The following is a 21,239-nucleotide window of genomic DNA, read 5'->3' as shown; positions in this document are numbered from 1 at the left end:
TAACCCTGTTTCTATCTATGACATTTCCAACGTGCTTTTTATCGTACCAGAAATAGAACACTCACTCAACTTCTGGGGGCAGAACACGTTCTGCCGACAACGTTTGACTGACCGTACCCAGACTTAAGCCCTTCTTCCGAATGCCTTGTATCATGCCTCTCAGAGCCTTTGAGGAGGACGCTGTAGGGTGCATGAGCACCAACGTACCCGGCTCTGCTTTGGACGTGATTTTGACAATGACAGACTCCGGAGAAGGATTGCGCCAATCCACCGTGTCCAGGGTCCACAGCACAGTTTTGAGTCCCAGACTTGCAGCAATCTCTACGGTCTGCTGATTGAAATCGCCCGACGGCGGAGCAAACCATTTGTTCGTAACTCCCAGCGTCTGCTTCAGCAGCTTCTGCGTCTTCTCAATTTCGGCTGTGGCCCGGGCTTGGCTCAGGCTGCTCATATTGGGATGTGTATAGGCATGGTTCTCCATCTCATGACCACGTTTCTGCATTTCCAAAGCCAAATCCGGATTTTTACTCAGCCAGCTCCCGTCCAGAAAGAACGTCACCTTCACTTTTTCTTGATCCAAAATATCCAGCATCGGAATAATGTATTCATTGCCCCAAGCCACATTGATCATCAGCGAGACCATCGGCTTGCCTGGATTTCCCCTGAAGATTGGCTGTGCCCCAAGATCATCCAAGGATACTTTGGGCGGGATCTGACGGTAGACGTATTTTAGCGGCTCTTTGGGCTGCAAAAGCGCGTTTCTGTAGGTGGATTCCACATCCACTTCCAGACCGTTGTAACCGGGAATAGCTTTCCATACCCTGTCTAGCACCGCGTCCACCGGTGGAGCGGAAAGTTTAGCCGCCTTGGCCTCGATCTGACTTCGCAAATCATCCTGCGCTATGGCTGACACGTCCTTCCACACGGCTAACCCTTCCTGTGGCTTCAACTGGACCAGCATGTCCCTCACAGGACCGTTCGTACTCCCTATACCAATAATTATAGCAATGCAGGCCAGCACGAGTGCGACCTTTTCCGTCTTCATGATCCTTTCCTCCTCCGGACAAACCAATGTCTCTCCTGCACACGCTGTGCAGGGAGGCTTTGTCCCAGCCTATGAAAGTTTCGCAGAAATTATGCATGCAGAGGAACATCGCCATCGATTAAATACTCATGAAAACAAGAAAAGCACCTTACGGTGCCCTGCCTCTAATTCTTTCTATATCGTTAATTCTTAACAGTGTCCTTAAGTGTAATGAGAAAAAGAGCCAGAATACTTGCGCTTCTGTCTCTTTTAACCCTCACAGCTCCTGTGTAAAAAATTACGCCTTGGCTGCGCCTTCGGAAGTCAACACCGCTTTGCGGGAAAGGTTGACACGACCTTGCTGGTCGATCTCAGTAACTTTTACGGTAATTGTATCGCCGATAGCCACAACATCCTCTACCTTGGCTACACGCTCGGTGGACAGCTGGGAAATATGCACCAGACCGTCTTTACCTGGCAACAGTTCAACAAATGCGCCGAATTTCTCGATGCGTCTAACGGTACCCACGTAGATTTCGCCGACTTGTACTTCACGTACAATGCCTTCGATAATAGTGCGAGCTTTCTGAATCATCTCTTCATCAGAAGAACCAATGAATACACGGCCATCTTGTTCGATGTCGATTTTCACGCCGGTTTCTTCGATAATTTTGTTGATGATTTTGCCGCCAGCTCCGATAACATCACGGATTTTATCCGGGTTGATGTTGATGATAATGATTTTTGGCGCGTATTTGGACAGATTCGGTCTTGCCTCGGAAATCACTTCATTCATTTTGTCCAAAATGAACATACGGCCTTCTTTGGCTTGCTGCAAAGCATCCTTAAGGATTTTCCGGTCGATACCGGCAATTTTAATATCCATCTGAATCGCCGTTACGCCTTCTGCCGTACCCGCTACTTTAAAGTCCATATCGCCAAGATGATCTTCCATACCCTGAATATCAGTCAGAATGGAGACATGCTCTCCATCTTTGATCAGACCCATGGCTACACCGGCTACTGGCGCTTTAATCGGCACACCTGCATCCATCATCGCCATGCTGCTGGCGCAAATGCTGGCTTGGGAAGTAGAACCGTTAGATTCAATAGCTTCCGATACCAAACGAATGGTGTAAGGGAATTCAGTCTCACTAGGAATTACTTTAGACAGTGCACGTTCTCCAAGAGCGCCGTGACCAATTTCGCGACGGCCTGGTGCTCTAAGCGGGCGAGCTTCACCTACGCTGAACGGAGGGAAGTTATAATGATGCATGAAACGTTTCGTTTCAGTCAAATCAATACCGTCGAGAATCTGCACATCACCCAATGCGCCCAGTGTACATACGCTAAGAATTTGTGTTTGTCCACGTGTGAACAGACCGGAACCGTGTGTACGCGGCAACAGACCTGTGTCGCATTCGATTGGACGGATCTCATCAAGCTTACGACCATCCGGACGTACCTTATCGTGTGTAATTAAACGTCTGACTTCTTCCTTCACGATATCATGAAGCACTTCCTTGACATCATTTAGAAGCTCAGGAGTTTCTATGTATTTCTCCGCGAAATACGCAACAGCTTCTTCATTCACAACATCGATCGCCTGCTGACGTGCATGCTTCTCAGCAATTTTGACAGCTTCCACCAAACGGCTCTCTGCAAAAGCACGAACCTCAGTGTTCACATCAGCATTAACCGCATGTAGCTTCACAGCCATTTTTTCTTTACCAGCCACTTTGACCAGTTCTTCAATGGTAGCAACAATCTTGCGGATTTCTTCATGTCCGAACATGATGGCTTCAAGCATCACATCTTCCGATACTTCACTTGCTTCCGCCTCAACCATCATGATAGCATCTTTGGTTCCGGCAACCACGACATAAATGTCGCTGTCAGCTTGCTGAGCAATATCCGGATTGATTACAAACTCACCATTGATTCGGCCTACAGCAACGCCACCGATAGGTCCATCAAACGGCACATCAGAAATACTCAGTGCAGCGGAAGTACCAATCATAGCGGCAATTTCTGGCGCACAATCCTGCTCCACACTCATGACAAGGTTCAAGACTTGTACATCGTTCCGGAAACCTTCCGGGAACAGCGGGCGTATTGGACGGTCAGTCAAACGGCTAGACAGAATCGCTTTTTCACTCGGTCTGCCCTCCCGTTTAATAAATCCACCAGGAATTTTACCCACCGAATATAATCTTTCCTCATAGTTAACCGTAAGCGGGAAAAAATCCAGATCTTTCGGCTCTTTCGAGGCTGTAACCGTACACAATACAGAAGTATCACCATAACGCACCATTACAGCTGCGTTCGCTTGTTTGGCCAAACGGCCTGTTTCCAGCACAAGGCGTCTTCCGCCCAACTGCATTTCCACACGTTGTTCCATAAAGTCCCTCCTTAATTGAAGTAAACGGATTTCTCATCCGTCAAAATTGCAACAAATTCTGTATACAACTACAAGCAAAAACGGCTTGTCCTCCCAGCGAGATGATGCAGCCGTTTTTGCGAATCATATCTTCTTTCACACTTCAACAGTTTCCCCATAATTTTCAAAAAGCAACCTAGTTGTCCCGCTGTCGCTCCGAAAAGGACATACGGTATACAACCAGGCTGCTTTAAGAGTAAGCTTATGGAATATTAACGACGCAATCCCAGTTTTTCGATCAGGGCGCTGTAACGACGGACGTCTTTGTTTTTCAAATACGCCAGCAGTTTACGACGTTGGCCAACCATTTTCAACAATCCACGACGGGAGTGGTGATCTTTCTTGTGCGTACGCAAGTGGTCAGTCAAATTAACGATGTTCTCCGTAAGGATAGCAACTTGCACCTCAGGGGATCCAGTATCGGATTCATGAGTTTTGTGCTCGTCGATCAATTGGTGTTTACGTTCTTGAGTCAATGCCATCCTGTTCACCTCCTTCATAATAATCGCCAATAGCCTCGTAGCCGTCGGTGAGAACAAGCAACCAAGCTAAGGTTATGATGCCAAAGTGCGGCAACGTTTATCAGTATAGCATCTTCGCCGACAAATGTAAACGGCATGTCCACTACCTATTATAAATATTGCTGTAAAAGCTGTTTGGCCGTTTCGGAATCCTGCCCGATCTGAGCGATCAGAGCCTGGATGGAGTCAAACTTACGCTCCGGCCGGATGTATGAGACCAATTCGACTTTAAGATGCTGATCATATAAATCGCCTGCAAAATCGAATAAATGCACTTCAAAGCTCGGCACCGTCACGCCTTCATGGAAGGTCGGCTTCACGCCCACATTCATAACGCCATGCAGTACCTGGTCATTGTAGAACACACGAACGGCGTATACGCCTTTGGCTGGTGTGACGAACCGGTCATCAAGCTGCAGATTGGCCGTTGGGAACCCAATGGTACGTCCACGCTTCTCGCCATGACCAACCATTCCGCGCAGATGATAGAAGCGGCCGAACCAGGCGTTCGCCAGCTCCAACTCCCCATTCTGGAGGCTCTTACGGATACCGGAGCTACTAACCTTCTCACCATTCAAGAGGAACGGAGGTGCAACCTCCACATTCATGCGACCTGCCCCCAACTCCCGAAGCATGTCAACATCGCCTTCACCTTGATAACCGAAGCGGAAGTCAAAGCCGACTACGGCCGTAGTGATTTGCAAAGGCAGCAACATTATGGAGACGAAGTTCTGTGGGCTGACTCTGGAGAGCTGCTCATTGAATTCAACTATATACAAAATATCAACACCCATGTCCGCAAGCAGTTTCTGCTTATCAGTCTGTGGAGTCAGATACCCTTCGTAATCTCCTTTACCCATAACATCCTTCGGATGAGGGTGGAAGGTCATTACAGCCGCTGGCACACCTTCTTTGCGGGCCTGAGCCACAGCCGAGGCAATGACACTGACATGACCAAGATGCAGACCATCGAACTGTCCGAGAGCAACAACTTGCGGCTGTGCCCACTGTGCGGCAGTCTCCGGAGGCATTGGATAGGTTAACGTTACGGTTCTCACGCTGTCTCTCACCTACAATTCACTTTGTAAAATTGATATTAGACTTGTGCAAAAACTTTGACCGGAGCAATCGCCCCTGCCTCATCTAGCTTGTAAATACCAAGAAACTCCCCTTGTAAATCGTAAAGCCGGAAATCACCAACTGTCTCAACTTCCGGGGCCACAAAACGCAAGGAGAGGCGCTGGCCCTGCAGGGCTGCCTTCTTCTTCTCGTCCATCACTTTATGCTGTGGTAAATGAGCAATCGCTTCATCGGCAGCAATGAGATGACTGTCCAGCGTTCCTGCTTCTTTGTGCTCTGCAATTTCTTCAAGGGTTAGACAATGCTCGGCAGTAATGCCAGCAGACATCGTTCGTTCCAGCTTGACCATTACTCCCGGCACACCCAGCGCCCGGCCAATATCGACGCAAAGCGTACGGATATAAGTACCTTTGGAGCAGCGTGCACGGAAGGTAATATCGGGATAATTACCGTTTCGAGTCACATCCAGTAGCTCGATTTCATAAATCTCCACTTCCCGGCTTTTCCGTTCTACGGTTTTGCCTTCTCTAGCCAGTTCATACAGACGTTTGCCGTCTACCTTGACTGCGGAGTACATTGGTGGAACCTGGGAGATTACGCCTTGAAAAGAGTTCAGCACCGCCGCGATCTCTTCATCCGTAACGTTAACCTCGTCAACTGTTTCCGTAATCGTTCCGGTCAAGTCCTCTGTATCACTAGCCATGCCAAGTCGTAGCGTAGCAACATACTCCTTGGGCAGTTCCTGGATATATTCTACCACCCGAGTAGCTCGTCCCAGACATAATGGCAGTACACCTGTCACTTGGGGATCAAGTGTTCCCGTATGACCGATCCGCTTCATGCCCAGAATGCGCCGGGCTTTGGCCACAACATCATGTGAAGTGAACCCAGCTGGCTTATACACGGCCAAAACTCCTGAAAGTTCACTCATAGATGACGTCTGACCTCCTCAAGGATTAGTGGAATGACCTGCCCGAGTGGTGCCTCAACCTTGGCACCGGCTGCACGGGTGTGTCCACCACCGCCAAAAGTTTGCGCCAGTGCCGCAACATCCACCTTACCAGCGGATCGTAAGCTAACCTTGACTGCATTCTCATGAATGACCTTGAACAGAATGCCAACCTCTACCCCGCGGATATTGCGCGGATAGTTCACAATCCCTTCGAGATCCTCATTCTCTGCAGCACAATCAATCATGTCCTGCGGAGTCACGTGAACCCAGGCAATGTGCCCTTCCGGTGACAGCTGCAATGTATTCAGCGCCCGGTTTAATACTTTAACCTGTGGCAATGTCATTTCTTCCAGCAGGTTCTCCGCCAATTCCGGACCATTCACACCAAGTGATAGCAGCTCAGAGACTGTTGCCATTACCTTTGGTGAAGTATTGGAATAACGGAAACCACCGGTATCTGTCAGTAATCCGGTATAGATAGCAGTGGCAATCTCTAGATTCCACTCTACTCCGACAACCTTGAGCAGATCGAACAGAATCTCTGCGGTAGCCGCCGCATCCGGCTTGATCAGGTTGACCGTTCCGTACCCATTGTTGGTGGGATGGTGGTCGATGTTGACGATCTTCGCCCCTTCAGCAAAATAACGCTGTGTTCTTCCTACACGCTCAAAATCGGCACAATCCACACAGATGATATGGCTGTAAGGACCTGGAAGCTCCTGCTCAGACATGTTGACGATCTCACTCGCATGCCACAGGTACTCCATCCGTTTCGGGATTGGACCTTCATTGATCATAGTGTATTTTTTGCCCAGACATGAGAGAAGCCAGCCCACCGCTAGGGTGGAGCTGACTGCATCTCCGTCCGGCTGAACATGCGACACTACAAGGTAATCGTCATGGTCCAGCAGAAACTCACGGGTCTGCTGGAGACTTTGTTCATAGCTCTGCATTCGCCGTCTCCTTTTAAGTTGACTATCTCTCTTCGTTCTTGCCAATATCACCTAGCAACTTCTCGATATGACTACCGTAAGCAACGGACTCGTCAAACTTGAAGATCAGCTCTGGGGTATGACGAAGGCGGATTGCCTTGCCAAGCTCTGTGCGGAGAAAGCCATTGGCTTTGTCGATCGCTTTAAGCGACTTGGCTTTTTGTTCCTCATCCCCGAACACGCTAAGGTATACTTTGGCTTGTGACAAGTCATTCGTCACATCTACGCCAGTCACCGTTACAAAACCAATTCGGGGGTCTTTCAATTCGCTCTGGATCAGTTGGCTCAGTTCTTTCTTAATCTGCTCACCAACGCGCCCGGCTCTGATTTTAGACATCTTTATTCACCTCTTCGCTTAGCGCTCTACACGTTCCATGATGAACGCTTCGATAATGTCACCCTCTTGGATGTCATTATAGCGTTCCAAAGTTATGCCGCATTCATAACCTTGCGCCACTTCTTTGGCATCATCCTTGAAGCGCTTCAGGGTATCGATCTTGCCTTGGAACACAACGATTCCACTGCGGATCAAGCGCATTTCAGCACTGCGGGTGATTTTGCCGTCAGTAACCATACATCCTGCAATGTTACCCACCTTGCTGATTTTGAAGACGTTACGTACTTCAGCATGCCCGATAATGTTCTCTTTGAAGACAGGATCAAGCATCCCTTTCATAGCACTTTCGATTTCTTCGATTACGTTGTAGATAATGTTGTGCAGACGAACATCCACTTTCTCTTGCTCAGCAGCAACTTTAGTCTGAGCATCTGGACGAACGTTGAAGCCAATTACGATAGCATTAGACGCTGCTGCCAAGGTAATATCGGATTCTGTAATCGCACCGGCACCGCTGTGAATAATCTTCACGCGTACGCCTTCCACTTCGATTTTGGCCAAAGAGCTCTTAAGCGCTTCTACCGAACCTTGTACGTCAGCTTTGATAATTACGTTGAGATCTTTAATCTCGCCATCCTTAATATGCTGGAACAGATCATCGAGTGTAACACGGGTGTTCGTATTCAGCTCAGACTGACGTTGGGTAATGGAGCGTCTGTCTGCGATAGCACGGGCTTTACGCTCGTCTTCGAAGGCCATAAACGGATCCCCTGCTTGTGGTACTTCTGCCAGACCGGTAATTTCAACTGGTGTCGATGGGCCCGCTTCTTTGATCTTGCGTCCTTTGTCATTGACCATGGCACGTACGCGACCAAAGCAGTTACCTGCTACGAAGGCATCTCCGACTTTCAGCGTACCATTCTGTACGAGAATACGTGCAACTGGTCCACGGCTCTTGTCAAGCTCTGCTTCTATAACGGTACCGCGTGCCCGTTTGTCAGGGTTCGCTTTGTACTCATTAACTTCGGCAACGAGCAAGATCATTTCCAGCAATTCTTCCAGATTAATGCGTTGTTTAGCGGACAGGTTAACGAAAATCGTATCTCCGCCCCACTCTTCAGGAACCAACTCATAGTTGGTAAGCTCTTGTTTCACTCTGTCAGGATCAGCGCCTGGCTTATCGATTTTGTTGACAGCAACAATAATCGGAAGACCTGCAGCCTTGGCATGGTTAATCGCTTCAACCGTCTGCGGCATAACACCGTCATCGGCTGCTACAACGATAATCGTCATATCTGTAACCTGGGCACCACGAGCACGCATTGCCGTAAACGCTTCGTGACCTGGTGTATCCAGGAACGTGATTTTCTTGTGGTTGATCTCAACTTGATAAGCACCGATGTGTTGAGTAATCCCGCCGGCTTCTCCGCCTGTTACATTCGTGGAACGGATAGCATCCAGCAAGGTTGTTTTACCATGGTCAACGTGACCCATGATGGTTACTACTGGAGGACGGGACTGCAAATCCTCTTCGGAATCGTTCTCTTCGACTGTTTCGAAGCTGTCCTCATCCACTGGAATCTTCACTTCTACTTCTACTCCGAATTCACCGGAGAGCAGCAGAATGGTGTCGATGTCAAGCTCTTGGTTAATGGTAGCCATAACACCCATGGAGATCAGCTTCTTGATAACTTCCGAAGCATCCTTATGGAGCAGCTTGGCAGTTTCACCTACAGTCATATTACCGCGCACGATAATTTTCTTCGGTGTATTGTCAATCTTCTCGCGACGTTCTGTCGGTTGTTGATTCCGTCCGTTACGGTTGTTCTTGCCACCACGTCCACGGAAGTTACCGCCTTTACCATCATCAAAACGACGTTGGTTTCCACCTGGTCTACCGCCAGTCGTATTCTTCTTAGGTCCGCCAGCGCCGCCACGGGAGAAATCTCCACCTTGACCTTGCTGCGAACGATTATCTGTACGCGGTGCTCCGCCTTGTGAACGGCTGCCGCCGGCTGTACTGTTTTGCGGACGGTTGCCACCGCTAGAAGCGCCTTGTGGGCGATTACCAGTGCCGTTGCCACCTTGTGGACGACTGCCGCCAGTACTGCTTTGCGGACGGTTGCCGCCGCTAGTGTTGCTGCCTTGCGGACGATTGCTGCCGGAATTACCTTGTGGACGATTACCACCGGTAGAATTGCCTTGTCCTTGTGGACGGCTTCCGTTGTTATTGCCAGTACGCGGCGCTCCACCTTGCTGAGGACGCGAATTTTGTGTAGATCCTGATTGTGTTCTGCGGGAATCTTGTCCGCTTTGGGGCCTTGGGGACGTTGTAGTTTGGTTGTTGTTTTGGTTACTGTTCATACCTACCTGCTTTTCCGGTTGATTTTTGTTGGCATTCTGGGCACTTGGGGACTCGGCTTTTACCGATCCGGTTGTCACCGGACGGCTGCTGGTACCGTTATCCCGCTTGGCCGCAGCGTTTGACTTGATGTCCTTGAAGAATTGCTCCACTTTATTGACGGCGCCGTTCTCCATTACACTCATATGATTATTCACAGGAACATCCAAACGCTTCAGAATTGTAATAATTTCTTTACTACTCATATTCAGTGATTTTGCATATTCATACACGCGCAATTTGTCTTTATTGTCTTCTTTAGTCAATAAATACACCTCCGACTGTATCTCCGAGTTGCTTGGAGATCATTTCCGCGAATCCTTTATCCGTAATGGCCAGCACTACGCGCTGGTCTTTACCAATACTTGCACCGAGAATATCTCGGTGAAAAGCGATTACTAGTGGAATATCGTAGGTTCCGCATTTATCACGGAACTTTTTCTTGGTGTTTTCAGACGCGTCACCCGCAACTACGACCAGCTTCGCTTCCGATGACCGTACCGCTTTAAGTACGATCTCGTCGCCGGTGACTAATTTGCCTGCTCTCATCGCAAGTCCTAAATAAGAAAGTGCCTTACTCATTATCCTCACTATCCTTTGCTGCCAAGAACTGCTCCTCTACGGACGCAAAGTCCCGGGCAAGCTGGGCATAGATTTCGGAGCTCACCTGACATTTCAAGGCCCGGTCAAGTGCTTTATTCTTTTGGGCCAGTTTGAAGCATTCCAGCTTGCCGCATATATACGCGCCTCGGCCCGACTTTTTACCAGTCAGGTCAATAAGCACCTCGCCCTCCGGGGTTCTGACTACCCTGATCAATTCTTTCTTGGGCATCATTTCCTGGCTGGCTACGCATTTCCGCAGTGGAACTTTTTTTTGTTTCATTGTATCGCCCCCCGCCTTGACACGTTAATTAATCAATGGAGACGGAATCCTGATGCATTTCATCACTAGCAGACTTAGGTCTGCCGTATTCCTGTTCCGCCTGGGTCTCGCTCTTGATATCGATCTTCCAGCCGGTCAGCTTGGCAGCCAGACGGGCGTTCTGCCCCTTGATGCCGATAGCCAGGGACAATTGATAGTCAGGAACGATCACCCGCGCCATTTTCTCCGCCTCAAACACTTGAACTTCAAGTACCTTGGACGGACTCAGCGCGTTGGCCACATATTCTTCCACAGACTCGGAATAACGGACGATATCAATCTTCTCGCCACGCAGTTCGGTAACGATCGTCTGAACACGCATGCCTCTAGGGCCTACGCAAGAACCCACTGGATCCACTTCAGGGTTGCGCGAGAATACGGCAATCTTGGAACGGAAGCCAGCTTCACGGGCCACGGAACGAATCTCCACCACACCGTCAAAAATCTCGGGAACTTCAAGCTCAAACAGACGCTTCAAGAGGCCCGGATGGCTACGGGACAGCAGAATTTGTGGACCTTTAGTAGTGTTCTCAACCTTGGTGATATAAGCCTTGATGCGCTCGCTCTGCTTGAATTTCTCTCCAGGCATAAGTTCGCTTAGCGGCAGAACCGCTTCGATCTTTCCAAGGTCCACATAGATGTTGCGCATATCCTGACGCTGAACAAGGCCGGTAACAATGTCCTCTTCCTTGTCGATAAAAGCGTTATAGATGAGTCCACGCTCTGCTTCGCGAATGCGTTGGGTAACTACTTGTTTGGCTGTTTGAGCGGCAATGCGCCCGAAGTCACGTGGAGTGACCTCAAGCTCAGCCACATCTTCCAGTTGGAAGTGCGGATTGATCTCTCTAGCCGCAAGCAGCGAGATCTCGGTCCGCGCATCCAGAACCTCCTCGACCACCAGCTTGCGTGCGAACACTTTGATGACTCCAGTATTGCGGTTCATGTCCACACGAACGTTCTGTGCTGCGTTGAAGTTGCGTTTATAGCTGGAGATCAGCGCAGCTTCAATGGCTTCGAACAGCACATCTTTGCTGATACCCTTCTCCCTTTCCAGTTCATTCATAGCTTCAATAAAATCCATACTCATGAAATTCCGGTCCCCCTTTCAAGACGTTAAAAAATAATGGCCAATCTCGCGCTGGCGACTTTGGCATATGGCACAACATGTTCTTTTTTACCCGCGGAGATGAGCAATTCCTCGTTCTCGAACGAAAGCAAACGACCTTCGAATTCCTTAAGCCCTTGAATCGGCTCATAGACCGTCACATATACGTCTTTTCCTACCGCCTTGGCCACATCTGCGGCTTTCTTGAGCGGACGTTCCGCTCCCGGTGAGGACACTTCAAGGAAATAAGCCTCGGGAATAGGATCATTCTCATCCAGCTTCTGGCTGAAATATTCGCTAATGGAGCCGCAGTCATCAATATCAATGCCGCCTTCCTTATCAACGAATACACGCAGGAACCAGTTGGAACCTTCCTTTACGTATTCTACGTCTACTAGCTCAAAGCCATTGTTGTCCAGATAGGGTCCGAGCATCTGCTCTACCGTTTGTTTAATTTTAGATTTGGGTGTGCTCAAAAAGTTAACCTCCACGAACTTGTCTTTTGCTATATACCAAAGATAAAGAGTGGGTTTCCCCACTCTTTACACAACGGACTTATCTCATTATTACCAAGAAAATTATAACATAGTGCGTGGGCACTGACAAGTGCCAGCCCTTGACTCCCCCTTATCTGGGATCAAGACCATTGCGGTTTACCGCAATCAACCTGTTATATTCGGCAGCAAAGCTTCGCTGAATGAGTTCGTTAGAAAAGAGAAAGCTGGTTGCTCTCCGGTAATCCCCGGAAACAGCCCATGCCGGTAAGAAGCTCAATGACCGTCTTACTTGCCTTGGATTTCTGCTGGAAATCCTCAATCGACAGGAACTCTCCGGCGTCCTTGGCGGCAGCAATATTGATCGCGGCGTTCTCCCCGATGCCCGAAAGAGCAGAGAACGGCGGGATGAGACTGTCGCCATCCACCGTAAAGCGGGTAGCGTCAGAGCGATACAAATCGATATTCTTGAATGTAAGACCGCGAGCAGTCATTTCCAGCGCCATTTCCAGAATCGGCAGCATCGCCTTTTCCTTAGGCAGCGCCTGAAATCCTTTTTGCTCAATCTCCACGATTTGACGACCGATCGCCTCATAACCCTGACAGCACAAATCAATATCAAAATCCGCTGCCCGTACAGAGAAGTAGGTTGCATAATACTCAATCGGATGATAGAGCTTAAAGTAGGCGGTACGCACTGCAGAGATAACATACGCTGCTGCGTGCGCCTTCGGGAACATGTACTGGATCTTCAGACAGGAATCAATGTACCACTGAGGTACCTTGCATCGTTTCATTTCCTCGATCCATTCTGGCGGCAAACCTTTACCTTTCCGTACACTCTCGGTAATTTTAAAAGCCAGACTGGCATCCATACCCGCTTTATAAATGAGGAAAAGCATGATGTCATCCCGGCAACCAATTACGGTTTTGATGTTACATGTATTGTTCTTGATAAGTTCCTGGGCATTTCCCAGCCATACGCCTGTTCCGTGCGACAACCCCGAAATTTGCAGCAAGTCGGCAAAACTCGACGGTTTCGATTCGATCAACATCTGCCGCACGAACTTGGTTCCCATTTCGGGCACCCCATAAGTGGCTACAGGTGAGCGGATCTGCTCAGGCGTAACGCCTAGCGCTTCCGTAGAGTTGAACATGCTCATTACCTTAGGGTCATTCATTGGAATTGTCGTAGGGTCCACTCCGGTCAAATCCTGCAGCATCCGCATCATCGTCGGATCATCGTGACCGAGAATATCGAGCTTAAGCAAGTTCGCATCAAAGGCGTGATAATCAAAATGCGTAGTCTTCCATTCCGCATTGACATCATCCGCTGGAAACTGCACTGGAGTAATATCCTCTACATCTATATAGTCTGGCACAACGACGATCCCGCCGGGATGCTGTCCGGTGTTCCGCTTGACGCCTGTACAGCCTGCCGCCAGACGGCTGACTTCGGCACCGCGCCAGCGTTTCTGGTGATGCTCCTCGTATTTCTTGGTAAAACCAAAAGCAGTTTTCTCCGCTACCGTACCAATCGTGCCCGCACGGAATACGTTATCCGGTCCGAACATCGTCTTAGTGAAATTGTGCGCTTGTGGCTGATATTCACCAGAGAAGTTAAGGTCGATATCGGGAACTTTGTCCCCTTTAAAGCCAAGGAAGGTCTCAAACGGAATATCCTGTCCTTCGCCCTTCAGATTCCCGCCACAGTCTGGACAGGATTTGTCAGGCAGGTCAAATCCACTTGGTATACTACCGTCTAGGAACCATTCGCTATGGCGACAATCGGAATTGCGGCAGACATAATGCGCCGGGAGCGGATTAACCTCGGAAATACCAAGGAAGGTAGCAACTACCGAGGAACCGACCGATCCCCGCGAGCCTACGAGATAACCATCACGGTTCGATTTTTTAACGAGACGTTCGGATATTAGATAGTTGGCCGAGAAGCCGTATTTGATAATCGGCTCCAATTCTTTTTCCAGACGCGCAATTACTACCTCAGGCAGCTCCTCGCCATAAATCGACTTGGCTGTATTGTAGCAGGTCTCACGAATTTCTTCGTCTGCACCCTCAAGAATCGGCGTAAATAGCTTGTCCGGGAACAGCTCCAGCTCTTCAAAGCGCTCGGCCAGTTCTACCGTGTTCGTCACCACGACTTCCATCGCTTTCTCTGGACCCAGGAAATCGAACTCGGCCAGCATTTCATCCGTCGTGCGGAAGTGTGCATCCGGCTTACGCATATCCTTCAGCGGGCTAAAGCCCGTAATACCGTTTATCGTAATATCGCGGTACAGCTTGTCTCGCGGCTCGAGATAATGCACATTTCCTGTAGCAATTACCGGCTTGCTGAGCTGCTCACCAATCTCACAAATTCTGCGTACCACGTCACGCAGTTCCTCAGGACTGGCTACAAACCCTTTGTCCACCAGATGCATGTACATAGTCAGTGGTTGGATCTCCAATACGTCGTAGAATTGGGCAACTTCGATCGCTTCCTCAACCGTTTTGTTAAGTACAGATTCGAAGAATTCTCCCCGTTCACAGCCCGAGATGACCAGTAATCCGTCCCGTAACTCTTCAAGCTTCGATTTTGGAATACAAGGAACCCGCTTGAAATACTCTGTATGCGATAAGGAAATCAGCTTGTAGAGATTTTTCTTACCGATTGCATTAAGCGCGTAGATACAACAATGGAATGGCCGTGTGTTGGAGAGATCATTTCCCACATAATCATTGAGCCGATCCAGCTTTGTCATCCCTTTCAGCTTCTCAGCATCGGCGAGCAGACCGTTCAGAATGCCACCCAAGGCAATGGTATCGTCAACCGCCCGGTGATGGCTTTCCAGTAGCACTTTATATTTATCCGCCAAGGTGTTCAGACGGTGATTCTTCATTGTAGGATGCAGCAGCCTTGCTAACTCCAAAGTGTCGAGTGATGGATTAGTCAGTTTAGGTTGCCCCAGCTTGACCAGAGAGGCCTGAATAAATCCCATATCGAATCTGGCGTTATGGGCAACAAGCACACTGTCTCCCACAAATTTCACAAAATCGTGCAGGACAGGCTCCAGATCGGGTGCATCCTTGACCATTTCATCTGTAATATTCGTTAATTGCTGGATATGATAAGGAATCTTCTCGTGCGGGTTAACAAAGGTGGTATATCGATCCAACTCTTTACCCTCGCACATCTTGATCGCTGCAAGCTCTGTAATGTTGTTGCGGGTAATCGACAAGCCCGTGGTCTCGATATCGAAAACAACATAAGTAGCTGTCTTCAAATCAAGCGGCTGCGGATTCTCAACAATATTCACCGCGTCATTCACGACGTTGGCTTCTACGCCATATAGCATTTTAATCTTGTTCTTATGGGCGGCATGGTTCGCTTCCGGGAAGCTTTGAACTCCGCCGTGGTCGGTAACGGCCATTGCCGTGTGGCCCCATTTGGCGGCTGTTTTAATATAGGTATCAACTGGCGTGACAGCATCCATGGTGCTCATTGTCGTGTGTAGATGGAACTCTACTCTTTTGACTGGAGCATTATCCTTACGTGCTGGCGGCGCCGCAACTTCGGACAAGTCAGATGGGATCATCACCAGCTCTGGAATTTGCATGAAGCGGTCGTACTCTACTCGGCCACGCGCTCTTACCCATTTCCCGTTGGCGAGTTGGCTCATGATCTTGAGGTCTTCCTTGTTCTTGGCAAACATCTTCATCTGCAGGGAATCGGTAAAATCGGTAAGAAAGAAAGTAAAGAGTGTGCTGCCGTTGCGCAGTTCTTTGCTTTCCAGGCCAAAAATAGTCCCTTGAATCGTAATCTTCTTCTCTTCATCCTGAATCTCAACAAGCGGCACAGGCGGTTCTTTGATATCATAGCCAACCTGAAGCTTCACAACCTCATTAGGATCGCCTTCGTCTACAACGACTTCTGCCTCACTCTCAGTCATCATCTGCTCGATGAATACACGCTGCTCTTGCTGAAGCTTCTGCTGGAATTCTTCGAAGACAACGGTATTATCCTGATTTTCCGCTACCTGAATTTTAACCTTGAGCGGAAGAGCAAAATATTTAGCGTAAAATTTAATAATAGCTCCGTCGATTCCTTTTTTACGGGCGAGTTCCTGAGACATGGTATCGCTCATCGTCAGGAACAGTGTACCGTCTTGAAGCTCCTGCGAAGAACGTGTTAACCAGCCGTTTACAGACGGAATTTCACGCTGTACCCATTCCAGGAACAACCCCCAATACTCTGCCACCAGATCCGCCCTGCTTACGTTCTCCGCATATTGGAACAAAAAGCTCACTTTCGCAATATGCTGCAGCTTTTCCCGCATTCTCAGACAAAAGGTACGGTACGCCTGCGCAGGAACCAACGTTTCTTTGGCAATGACTATATGCCAATCCCGGTTGCCACGGCTAATCTCTACACGCTCAATACTTCCATCCAGAAAATAAGGATCGATAAGTCCAGGCGGTATTTCGCCTTGCTTCATCAGAAGCTCGAACCTTTTTCTTCTTTCCACGTTTTGTTCCATGGCTTCCCTCCACCTTATGATCGCCCTGACTTCCAATGATAAAAAGCTTCCGGGTCAAAAAGCATTGGGTTCTTTCGGCCCGCCGACTCCTTTCGCCAGAAGCTGCATGAAGTAAATCTATATCTTGTAAAGCCGCTCTATCATAAGACAAACTTAAGATCTAACGTAAGGCTCGATCGTCACTACGGTGGAATGTTTGGACTTCCGGTCGCTGTTGTCGCCAGATTTCTTCTTTATAACCGCTTCTAGCGGTTGAAATCTGGCGACAGCCCATGCTTCCGATGCGAGCTTTCCGTAGGAAAGCTTTCAGGCGAACGCTTCGCTCCTACAGTTCCAAACTTCCCCCTTCGTTCCTCTCGCCTTTTTGTTATTTTCTTTTGTTTGTCTTAAATAGATTAATACGCTTTAGCAAATACAACCGTATGTGCAGCAGGCTTTCCACAGCAGAGGCAAACTTCCTTCTGCTCTGCAGGATTGAACGGAATATTCCGGCTGGTTGCTCCGGTCTCTTCCTTAACCTTGGACTCACATTCTTCAGATCCGCACCAGCCTGCCAGAGCAAAGCCGCGTTTTTCTTCCATGGAAGCCTTCATCTCATCAAGGGTATCAACAGAGTAGAAGTGGTCTTCACGGAATTTGAGCGCCCGTTCGAACATTTCGTTGTGTACCTGATCCAGCATCGCCTGAACCTCTTCTACAAGGTTCGCTTGCTGAACGACTTTCTTCTCACCCGTAACCCGTGATACTAGAACGCAGACGCCGTTCTCCATATCACGTGGACCGAGCTCCAGACGAACCGGTACTCCGCGCATTTCATATTCGTTGAACTTCCAGCCTGGTGTTACATCTGCCCGGTCGTCTACGCGGACACGGATACCAGCGCTTTTCAGTTCTTTGAACAACTCATCGGTCCGTCCGATTACAGCTTCACGAGTCTTCGGAGGTCCGATCGGAATCATAATCACCTGAGTAGGAGCTACCTTCGGCGGCAATGCCAGACCACGGTCATCGCCATGCACCATGATCATCGAACCGATCATCCGTGTGCTTGTCCCCCAGGAGGTGGTGTGTGCATACTCAAGCACGTTGTCACGGCTAAGGTACTGAATATCAAAAGCTACAGCAAACTTGGTGCCCATATAATGGGAAGTACCCGCTTGAACGGCCTTTCCATCCTTCATCATAGCTTCAATGGAGAACGTATCCACCGCACCCGCGAAGCGTTCGGAAGGCGTTTTTTGACCCGCGATCACCGGAATAGCCAGATAGCCTTCTAGAAAATCACGATAAACCTCCAGCATTTGCATCGTCTCTGCCCGTGCTTCTTCCTCATTCTCGTGTGCAGTATGACCTTCTTGCCAGAGGAATTCGCTGGTACGGATGAACGGCAGTGTACGCTTCTCCCAACGCACAACGTTCGCCCATTGGTTGATCAGCACCGGAAGATCACGGTAGGATTGAATCCATTTGGAGTACATATGTCCAATCATGGTCTCCGAAGTCGGACGGATCGCCAGACGTTCTTCCAGCTGATCTCCACCCGCTTCTGTTACCCATGGCAGCTCAGGATTGAAGCCTTCGATATGATCCTTTTCCTTTTGGAAAAAGCTCTCCGGAATGAACATCGGGAAGTAGGCGTTCCGGTGACCCGTTGCCTTGAAGCGACGGTTCATTTCCTCCTGGATGTGCTCCCAAATTTCATAGCCGTCCGGCTTGAATACGATACAGCCCCGCACCGGGGAGTAATCCATCAAGTCCGCTTTTTTAATAACATCAATATACCAGCGTGAAAAATCTTCGCCTTGCGGCGTAATTTCCGTTACGAATTGTTTATCTTTTGCCATGTGCTGCAATTCCTCCCGTAAATAAAAGCAAAATTATCCGCTAATCAAGCGCAATATATCATTATAAGTTACTGCAATCATAAGAAGGAAAAGCAACGCAAACCCAACGAAGTGGACCATGCCTTCCCGGCCGGGATCAACCGGCTTGCCACGCAATGCCTCAACTCCAAGGAACGCCAGACGGCTTCCATCAAGTGCAGGAATCGGCAACAAATTGAAAATGCCAAGATACAGACTGAGAATTGCGGCCCAATATGTCAGATACTGAATGCCTTGTTCAGCAATCTGCCCTGTCATCTGGAAGGTCCGAACAGGTCCTCCGATATCATCCATATTGAATTTATTAATCAGCTGTTTGAAGCCGACAAAAATCATCTTCGTAGTGCTGACCATCGCTGTACCCGCACCCGACACGGTCTCTCCTATACTGGCCTTGCGGCTTGGAAGCTCCGGTGTGATTCCCACTTTACCGCCTTCTTCCCCCTCCATTGTACGAGGAATCAGCGTGAAATTCAGCGTCTTGTCATCGCGAAGGATAACCCACTTCATTTCCTTGCCCTTGGAAGCGGCAGTCAGGGCAATCATTTTCTTGTAATCGGCACCGATCTTCTGACCATCGATGGAGTCAATAATATCGCCTTTTTGGATACCCGCTTCTTCAGCCGGCATACCTTTGCTGACATCACCGATTTTTACATAAGTCGGATTCTCGAGTGGAATGCCAACCATCTGTAGATGAATCGCGAACAGAACAAAGGCCAACAGGAAGTTCATTACCGGGCCGGCAACAATCGCCAAGGCACGTTGACCCACTGTCTTGCTGCCAAATTGACGATCCTTAGGCGCAATCTGCGTCTGTTGACTGCCTCTGACCATCATCGCCTGCGGGTGAACGTCATAGGTTGTAACTTCACCATCTACGTCCAGAGAGATCTTCAGATCGACCTCAAGATCGGTATGCTGTGCTTCGCCGCGAATCACATTCTTGCGCGTATCGAGAGCATCCAGGTAGATATTCTTGATCTTGTTGTCCTGACCCAGTCTTACAGCAATGGTCTGGCCTGGACCGATCTCAATAATCTCTGGATCTTCGCCGGCCATTCGCGCATATCCGCCAAAGGGCAGCAGACGCAACGTGAACTGGGTCTCATTGCGTTTATAGGAGAACAGTTTTGGTCCAAAACCGATAGCAAATTCTCTGACAAGTATGCCAGCACGTTTGGCAAAGTAATAGTGTCCCCATTCATGTACGGTCACCAATACAAAAAACATCAGCACCGTTAAAAAAACGACTTGAACCATTTCCAAGCGTAACATCCCCCTTTAGGTGTAAGACCGAAGTATGTCCTCTTAATTTATCATTATTCTCCGATCAGGCACAAGAGAATCAACTGTCCGAACCTATTTTTAGGGCCAGGCAATGATTAGCAGTTATAAAAAGCAGGATGTTTACAGCTGTGCCGCCAGCTCCCTCACTGCTCGGTCACAATGCCCGATTTGCTCCAGATCAGGATTAGTTTCGTTGTTATGGCGCTGTAGCACCTCATCAATGATCTCTTCGATACGCAGGAATGAAATTTCGCCGCGCAGGAAGCGATCCACCGCAATCTCGTTTGCCGCATTGAATGCCGTTGTTGCGGTTCCACCGGCTTTACCACACTCAATAGCCAGTCGAAGAAGCGGATAACGTTCAAAATCCATCTCTCGGAATGAGAGCCGGCCAGCTTCGGCCAGCGAGAGGCGTTTTGCCGGGGAATGCCAGCGATCCGGATAGGTCAAAGCGTATTGGATCGGGACACGCATATCCGGGGTACCAAGTTGGGCAATAATGCTGCTGTCACGGAATTCCACATAAGAGTGAATGATGCTCTCCGGATGCAGCAGCACATGGATTTGCTCATAAGGAAGATTGAACAGCCAATGAGCTTCTATGACCTCTAAGCCTTTGTTAACCATGGTCGCAGAGTCAATCGTAATCTTCGCGCCCATGCTCCAGTTCGGATGTCGTAGCGCTTCTTCCACCGTAACCCCTACAAGCTGATCACGGGTGTAATCTCGAAAAGAACCACCAGATGCTGTTATAGTGATGCTCTCGACATCGCTCCGATTCTCCCCGTTCAGGCATTGAAAAATCGCAGAATGCTCACTGTCCACAGGAAGTATACGCACACCCTTCTTGTCGGCCAACTCTGTCACGAGATGTCCTGCTGTCACAAGTGTCTCCTTGTTGGCCAGTCCAATCGTTCTACCCGCTTCAATCGCAGCTAACGTAGACTGCAGCCCGACACTGCCCACCACCGCAGTAACGACCATCTCGGCATCGCCTCCTGCCGCAATTTCCACCAAGCCCTGGCTTCCGCTATAAAGCTCCGTACCTGCTGGCAGAACTCCTCTAATCTCATTAGCAAGGTCTTCGGTGGCGACAGAAACCCTGCGTGGTTTGAATTGACGAACCTGCTCCAGCAAGAGCGCAGTATTACTTCCAGCCGCCAATCCATCAATTTCAAATTTCTCCGGGTGCATCGCAACGACATCCAATGTCTGAGTGCCGATGGAACCGGTAGAACCGAGAATACTTATTTTCTTCAC

The 21,239-nt window shown here is 49.1% G+C and carries 16 protein-coding genes; all 16 read right to left on the bottom strand.

Translation table 11 applies throughout. The features are described from left to right. Positions 1 to 61: 61 nt before the first annotated feature. Positions 62 to 1,045 carry a polysaccharide deacetylase family protein gene (locus ACFORK_RS06440; RefSeq protein WP_379196805.1) on the bottom strand — a complete coding sequence of 328 codons (984 nt, stop codon included), beginning with the start codon at positions 1,043 to 1,045 and terminating at the stop codon, positions 62 to 64. A 277-nt stretch (positions 1,046 to 1,322) separates the two neighbouring features. Then, the gene (pnp, locus tag ACFORK_RS06435) at positions 1,323 to 3,425 is read right to left on the bottom strand and encodes a polyribonucleotide nucleotidyltransferase (protein WP_379196803.1); all 2,103 of its coding nucleotides are present in this window, start codon (positions 3,423 to 3,425) and stop codon (positions 1,323 to 1,325) included. 251 nt (positions 3,426 to 3,676) lie between these two features. Next, on the bottom strand, positions 3,677 to 3,946 hold the full coding sequence (rpsO, locus tag ACFORK_RS06430; RefSeq protein WP_066362055.1) for a 30S ribosomal protein S15: 270 nt from the start codon (positions 3,944 to 3,946) through the stop codon (positions 3,677 to 3,679). A 149-nt stretch (positions 3,947 to 4,095) separates the two neighbouring features. After that, positions 4,096 to 5,043 (bottom strand): bifunctional riboflavin kinase/FAD synthetase, encoded by a 948-nt coding sequence (locus ACFORK_RS06425; RefSeq protein ID WP_379196800.1) that lies wholly within the window; start codon positions 5,041 to 5,043, stop codon positions 4,096 to 4,098. A gap of 38 nt (positions 5,044 to 5,081) precedes the next feature. Beyond that, a complete protein-coding gene (truB, locus tag ACFORK_RS06420; protein ID WP_379196798.1) occupies positions 5,082 to 5,996 on the bottom strand; it encodes a tRNA pseudouridine(55) synthase TruB in 915 nt (304 codons plus the stop codon). After that, positions 5,993 to 6,970 carry a DHH family phosphoesterase gene (locus ACFORK_RS06415; RefSeq protein WP_379196796.1) on the bottom strand — a complete coding sequence of 326 codons (978 nt, stop codon included), beginning with the start codon at positions 6,968 to 6,970 and terminating at the stop codon, positions 5,993 to 5,995. Before ACFORK_RS06415 ends, truB begins: the two co-directional genes overlap by 4 nt. A gap of 22 nt (positions 6,971 to 6,992) precedes the next feature. Then, positions 6,993 to 7,346, bottom strand: coding sequence for a 30S ribosome-binding factor RbfA (gene rbfA / locus ACFORK_RS06410; protein WP_175371910.1), 354 nt, complete (start codon positions 7,344 to 7,346; stop codon positions 6,993 to 6,995). Between the two features lie 18 nt (positions 7,347 to 7,364). Further along, a complete protein-coding gene (gene infB / locus ACFORK_RS06405) occupies positions 7,365 to 10,013 on the bottom strand; it encodes a translation initiation factor IF-2 (protein ID WP_379196793.1) in 2,649 nt (882 codons plus the stop codon). Further along, positions 10,006 to 10,329 carry a L7Ae/L30e/S12e/Gadd45 family ribosomal protein gene (locus tag ACFORK_RS06400; RefSeq protein ID WP_379196791.1) on the bottom strand — a complete coding sequence of 108 codons (324 nt, stop codon included), beginning with the start codon at positions 10,327 to 10,329 and terminating at the stop codon, positions 10,006 to 10,008. Before ACFORK_RS06400 ends, infB begins: the two co-directional genes overlap by 8 nt. Continuing rightward, the gene (rnpM, locus tag ACFORK_RS06395; protein WP_066362066.1) at positions 10,322 to 10,630 is read right to left on the bottom strand and encodes an RNase P modulator RnpM; all 309 of its coding nucleotides are present in this window, start codon (positions 10,628 to 10,630) and stop codon (positions 10,322 to 10,324) included. Before rnpM ends, ACFORK_RS06400 begins: the two co-directional genes overlap by 8 nt. A gap of 28 nt (positions 10,631 to 10,658) precedes the next feature. Then, complete coding sequence (nusA, locus tag ACFORK_RS06390; RefSeq protein ID WP_379196789.1) at positions 10,659 to 11,756, bottom strand: transcription termination factor NusA; 1,098 nt, start codon at positions 11,754 to 11,756, stop codon at positions 10,659 to 10,661. A gap of 26 nt (positions 11,757 to 11,782) precedes the next feature. Beyond that, positions 11,783 to 12,250 carry a ribosome maturation factor RimP gene (gene rimP, locus ACFORK_RS06385; RefSeq protein ID WP_379196787.1) on the bottom strand — a complete coding sequence of 156 codons (468 nt, stop codon included), beginning with the start codon at positions 12,248 to 12,250 and terminating at the stop codon, positions 11,783 to 11,785. Positions 12,251 to 12,480: 230 nt separating this feature from the next. Continuing rightward, positions 12,481 to 16,806, bottom strand: a complete 4,326-nt coding sequence (locus ACFORK_RS06380) for a PolC-type DNA polymerase III (protein WP_379196785.1) — start codon at positions 16,804 to 16,806, stop codon at positions 12,481 to 12,483. 395 nt (positions 16,807 to 17,201) lie between these two features. Further along, on the bottom strand, positions 17,202 to 18,650 hold the full coding sequence (gene proS, locus ACFORK_RS06375) for a proline--tRNA ligase (protein ID WP_379196783.1): 1,449 nt from the start codon (positions 18,648 to 18,650) through the stop codon (positions 17,202 to 17,204). A gap of 33 nt (positions 18,651 to 18,683) precedes the next feature. Then, on the bottom strand, positions 18,684 to 19,958 hold the full coding sequence (gene rseP / locus ACFORK_RS06370) for an RIP metalloprotease RseP (RefSeq protein WP_379196781.1): 1,275 nt from the start codon (positions 19,956 to 19,958) through the stop codon (positions 18,684 to 18,686). A 141-nt stretch (positions 19,959 to 20,099) separates the two neighbouring features. After that, the gene (locus ACFORK_RS06365) at positions 20,100 to 21,239 is read right to left on the bottom strand and encodes a 1-deoxy-D-xylulose-5-phosphate reductoisomerase (RefSeq protein WP_379196779.1); all 1,140 of its coding nucleotides are present in this window, start codon (positions 21,237 to 21,239) and stop codon (positions 20,100 to 20,102) included.

This window comes from Paenibacillus sp. GCM10012306, from assembly GCF_042649265.1.
In the GTDB taxonomy this organism is placed as follows: Bacteria; Bacillota; Bacilli; order Paenibacillales; family Paenibacillaceae; genus Paenibacillus_AQ.
The sequence above is the reverse complement of the archived record's forward strand: the minus strand, read 5'-3'. Positions and strand labels throughout refer to the sequence as shown.

What these genes read in the sequence shown, in the direction of transcription:
- truB (WP_379196798.1), bottom strand. Translation starts at nt 5,996, where the DNA reads ATGAGTGAACTTTCAGGAGTTTTGGCCGTGTATAAGCCAGCTGGGTTC.
- proS (WP_379196783.1), bottom strand. Translation starts at nt 18,650, where the DNA reads ATGGCAAAAGATAAACAATTCGTAACGGAAATTACGCCGCAAGGCGAA.
- rpsO (WP_066362055.1), bottom strand. Translation starts at nt 3,946, where the DNA reads ATGGCATTGACTCAAGAACGTAAACACCAATTGATCGACGAGCACAAA.
- ACFORK_RS06380 (WP_379196785.1), bottom strand. Translation starts at nt 16,806, where the DNA reads ATGGAACAAAACGTGGAAAGAAGAAAAAGGTTCGAGCTTCTGATGAAG.
- rnpM (WP_066362066.1), bottom strand. Translation starts at nt 10,630, where the DNA reads ATGAAACAAAAAAAAGTTCCACTGCGGAAATGCGTAGCCAGCCAGGAA.
- ACFORK_RS06400 (WP_379196791.1), bottom strand. Translation starts at nt 10,329, where the DNA reads ATGAGTAAGGCACTTTCTTATTTAGGACTTGCGATGAGAGCAGGCAAA.
- ACFORK_RS06440 (WP_379196805.1), bottom strand. Translation starts at nt 1,045, where the DNA reads ATGAAGACGGAAAAGGTCGCACTCGTGCTGGCCTGCATTGCTATAATT.
- pnp (WP_379196803.1), bottom strand. Translation starts at nt 3,425, where the DNA reads ATGGAACAACGTGTGGAAATGCAGTTGGGCGGAAGACGCCTTGTGCTG.
- rbfA (WP_175371910.1), bottom strand. Translation starts at nt 7,346, where the DNA reads ATGTCTAAAATCAGAGCCGGGCGCGTTGGTGAGCAGATTAAGAAAGAA.
- ACFORK_RS06415 (WP_379196796.1), bottom strand. Translation starts at nt 6,970, where the DNA reads ATGCAGAGCTATGAACAAAGTCTCCAGCAGACCCGTGAGTTTCTGCTG.
- nusA (WP_379196789.1), bottom strand. Translation starts at nt 11,756, where the DNA reads ATGAGTATGGATTTTATTGAAGCTATGAATGAACTGGAAAGGGAGAAG.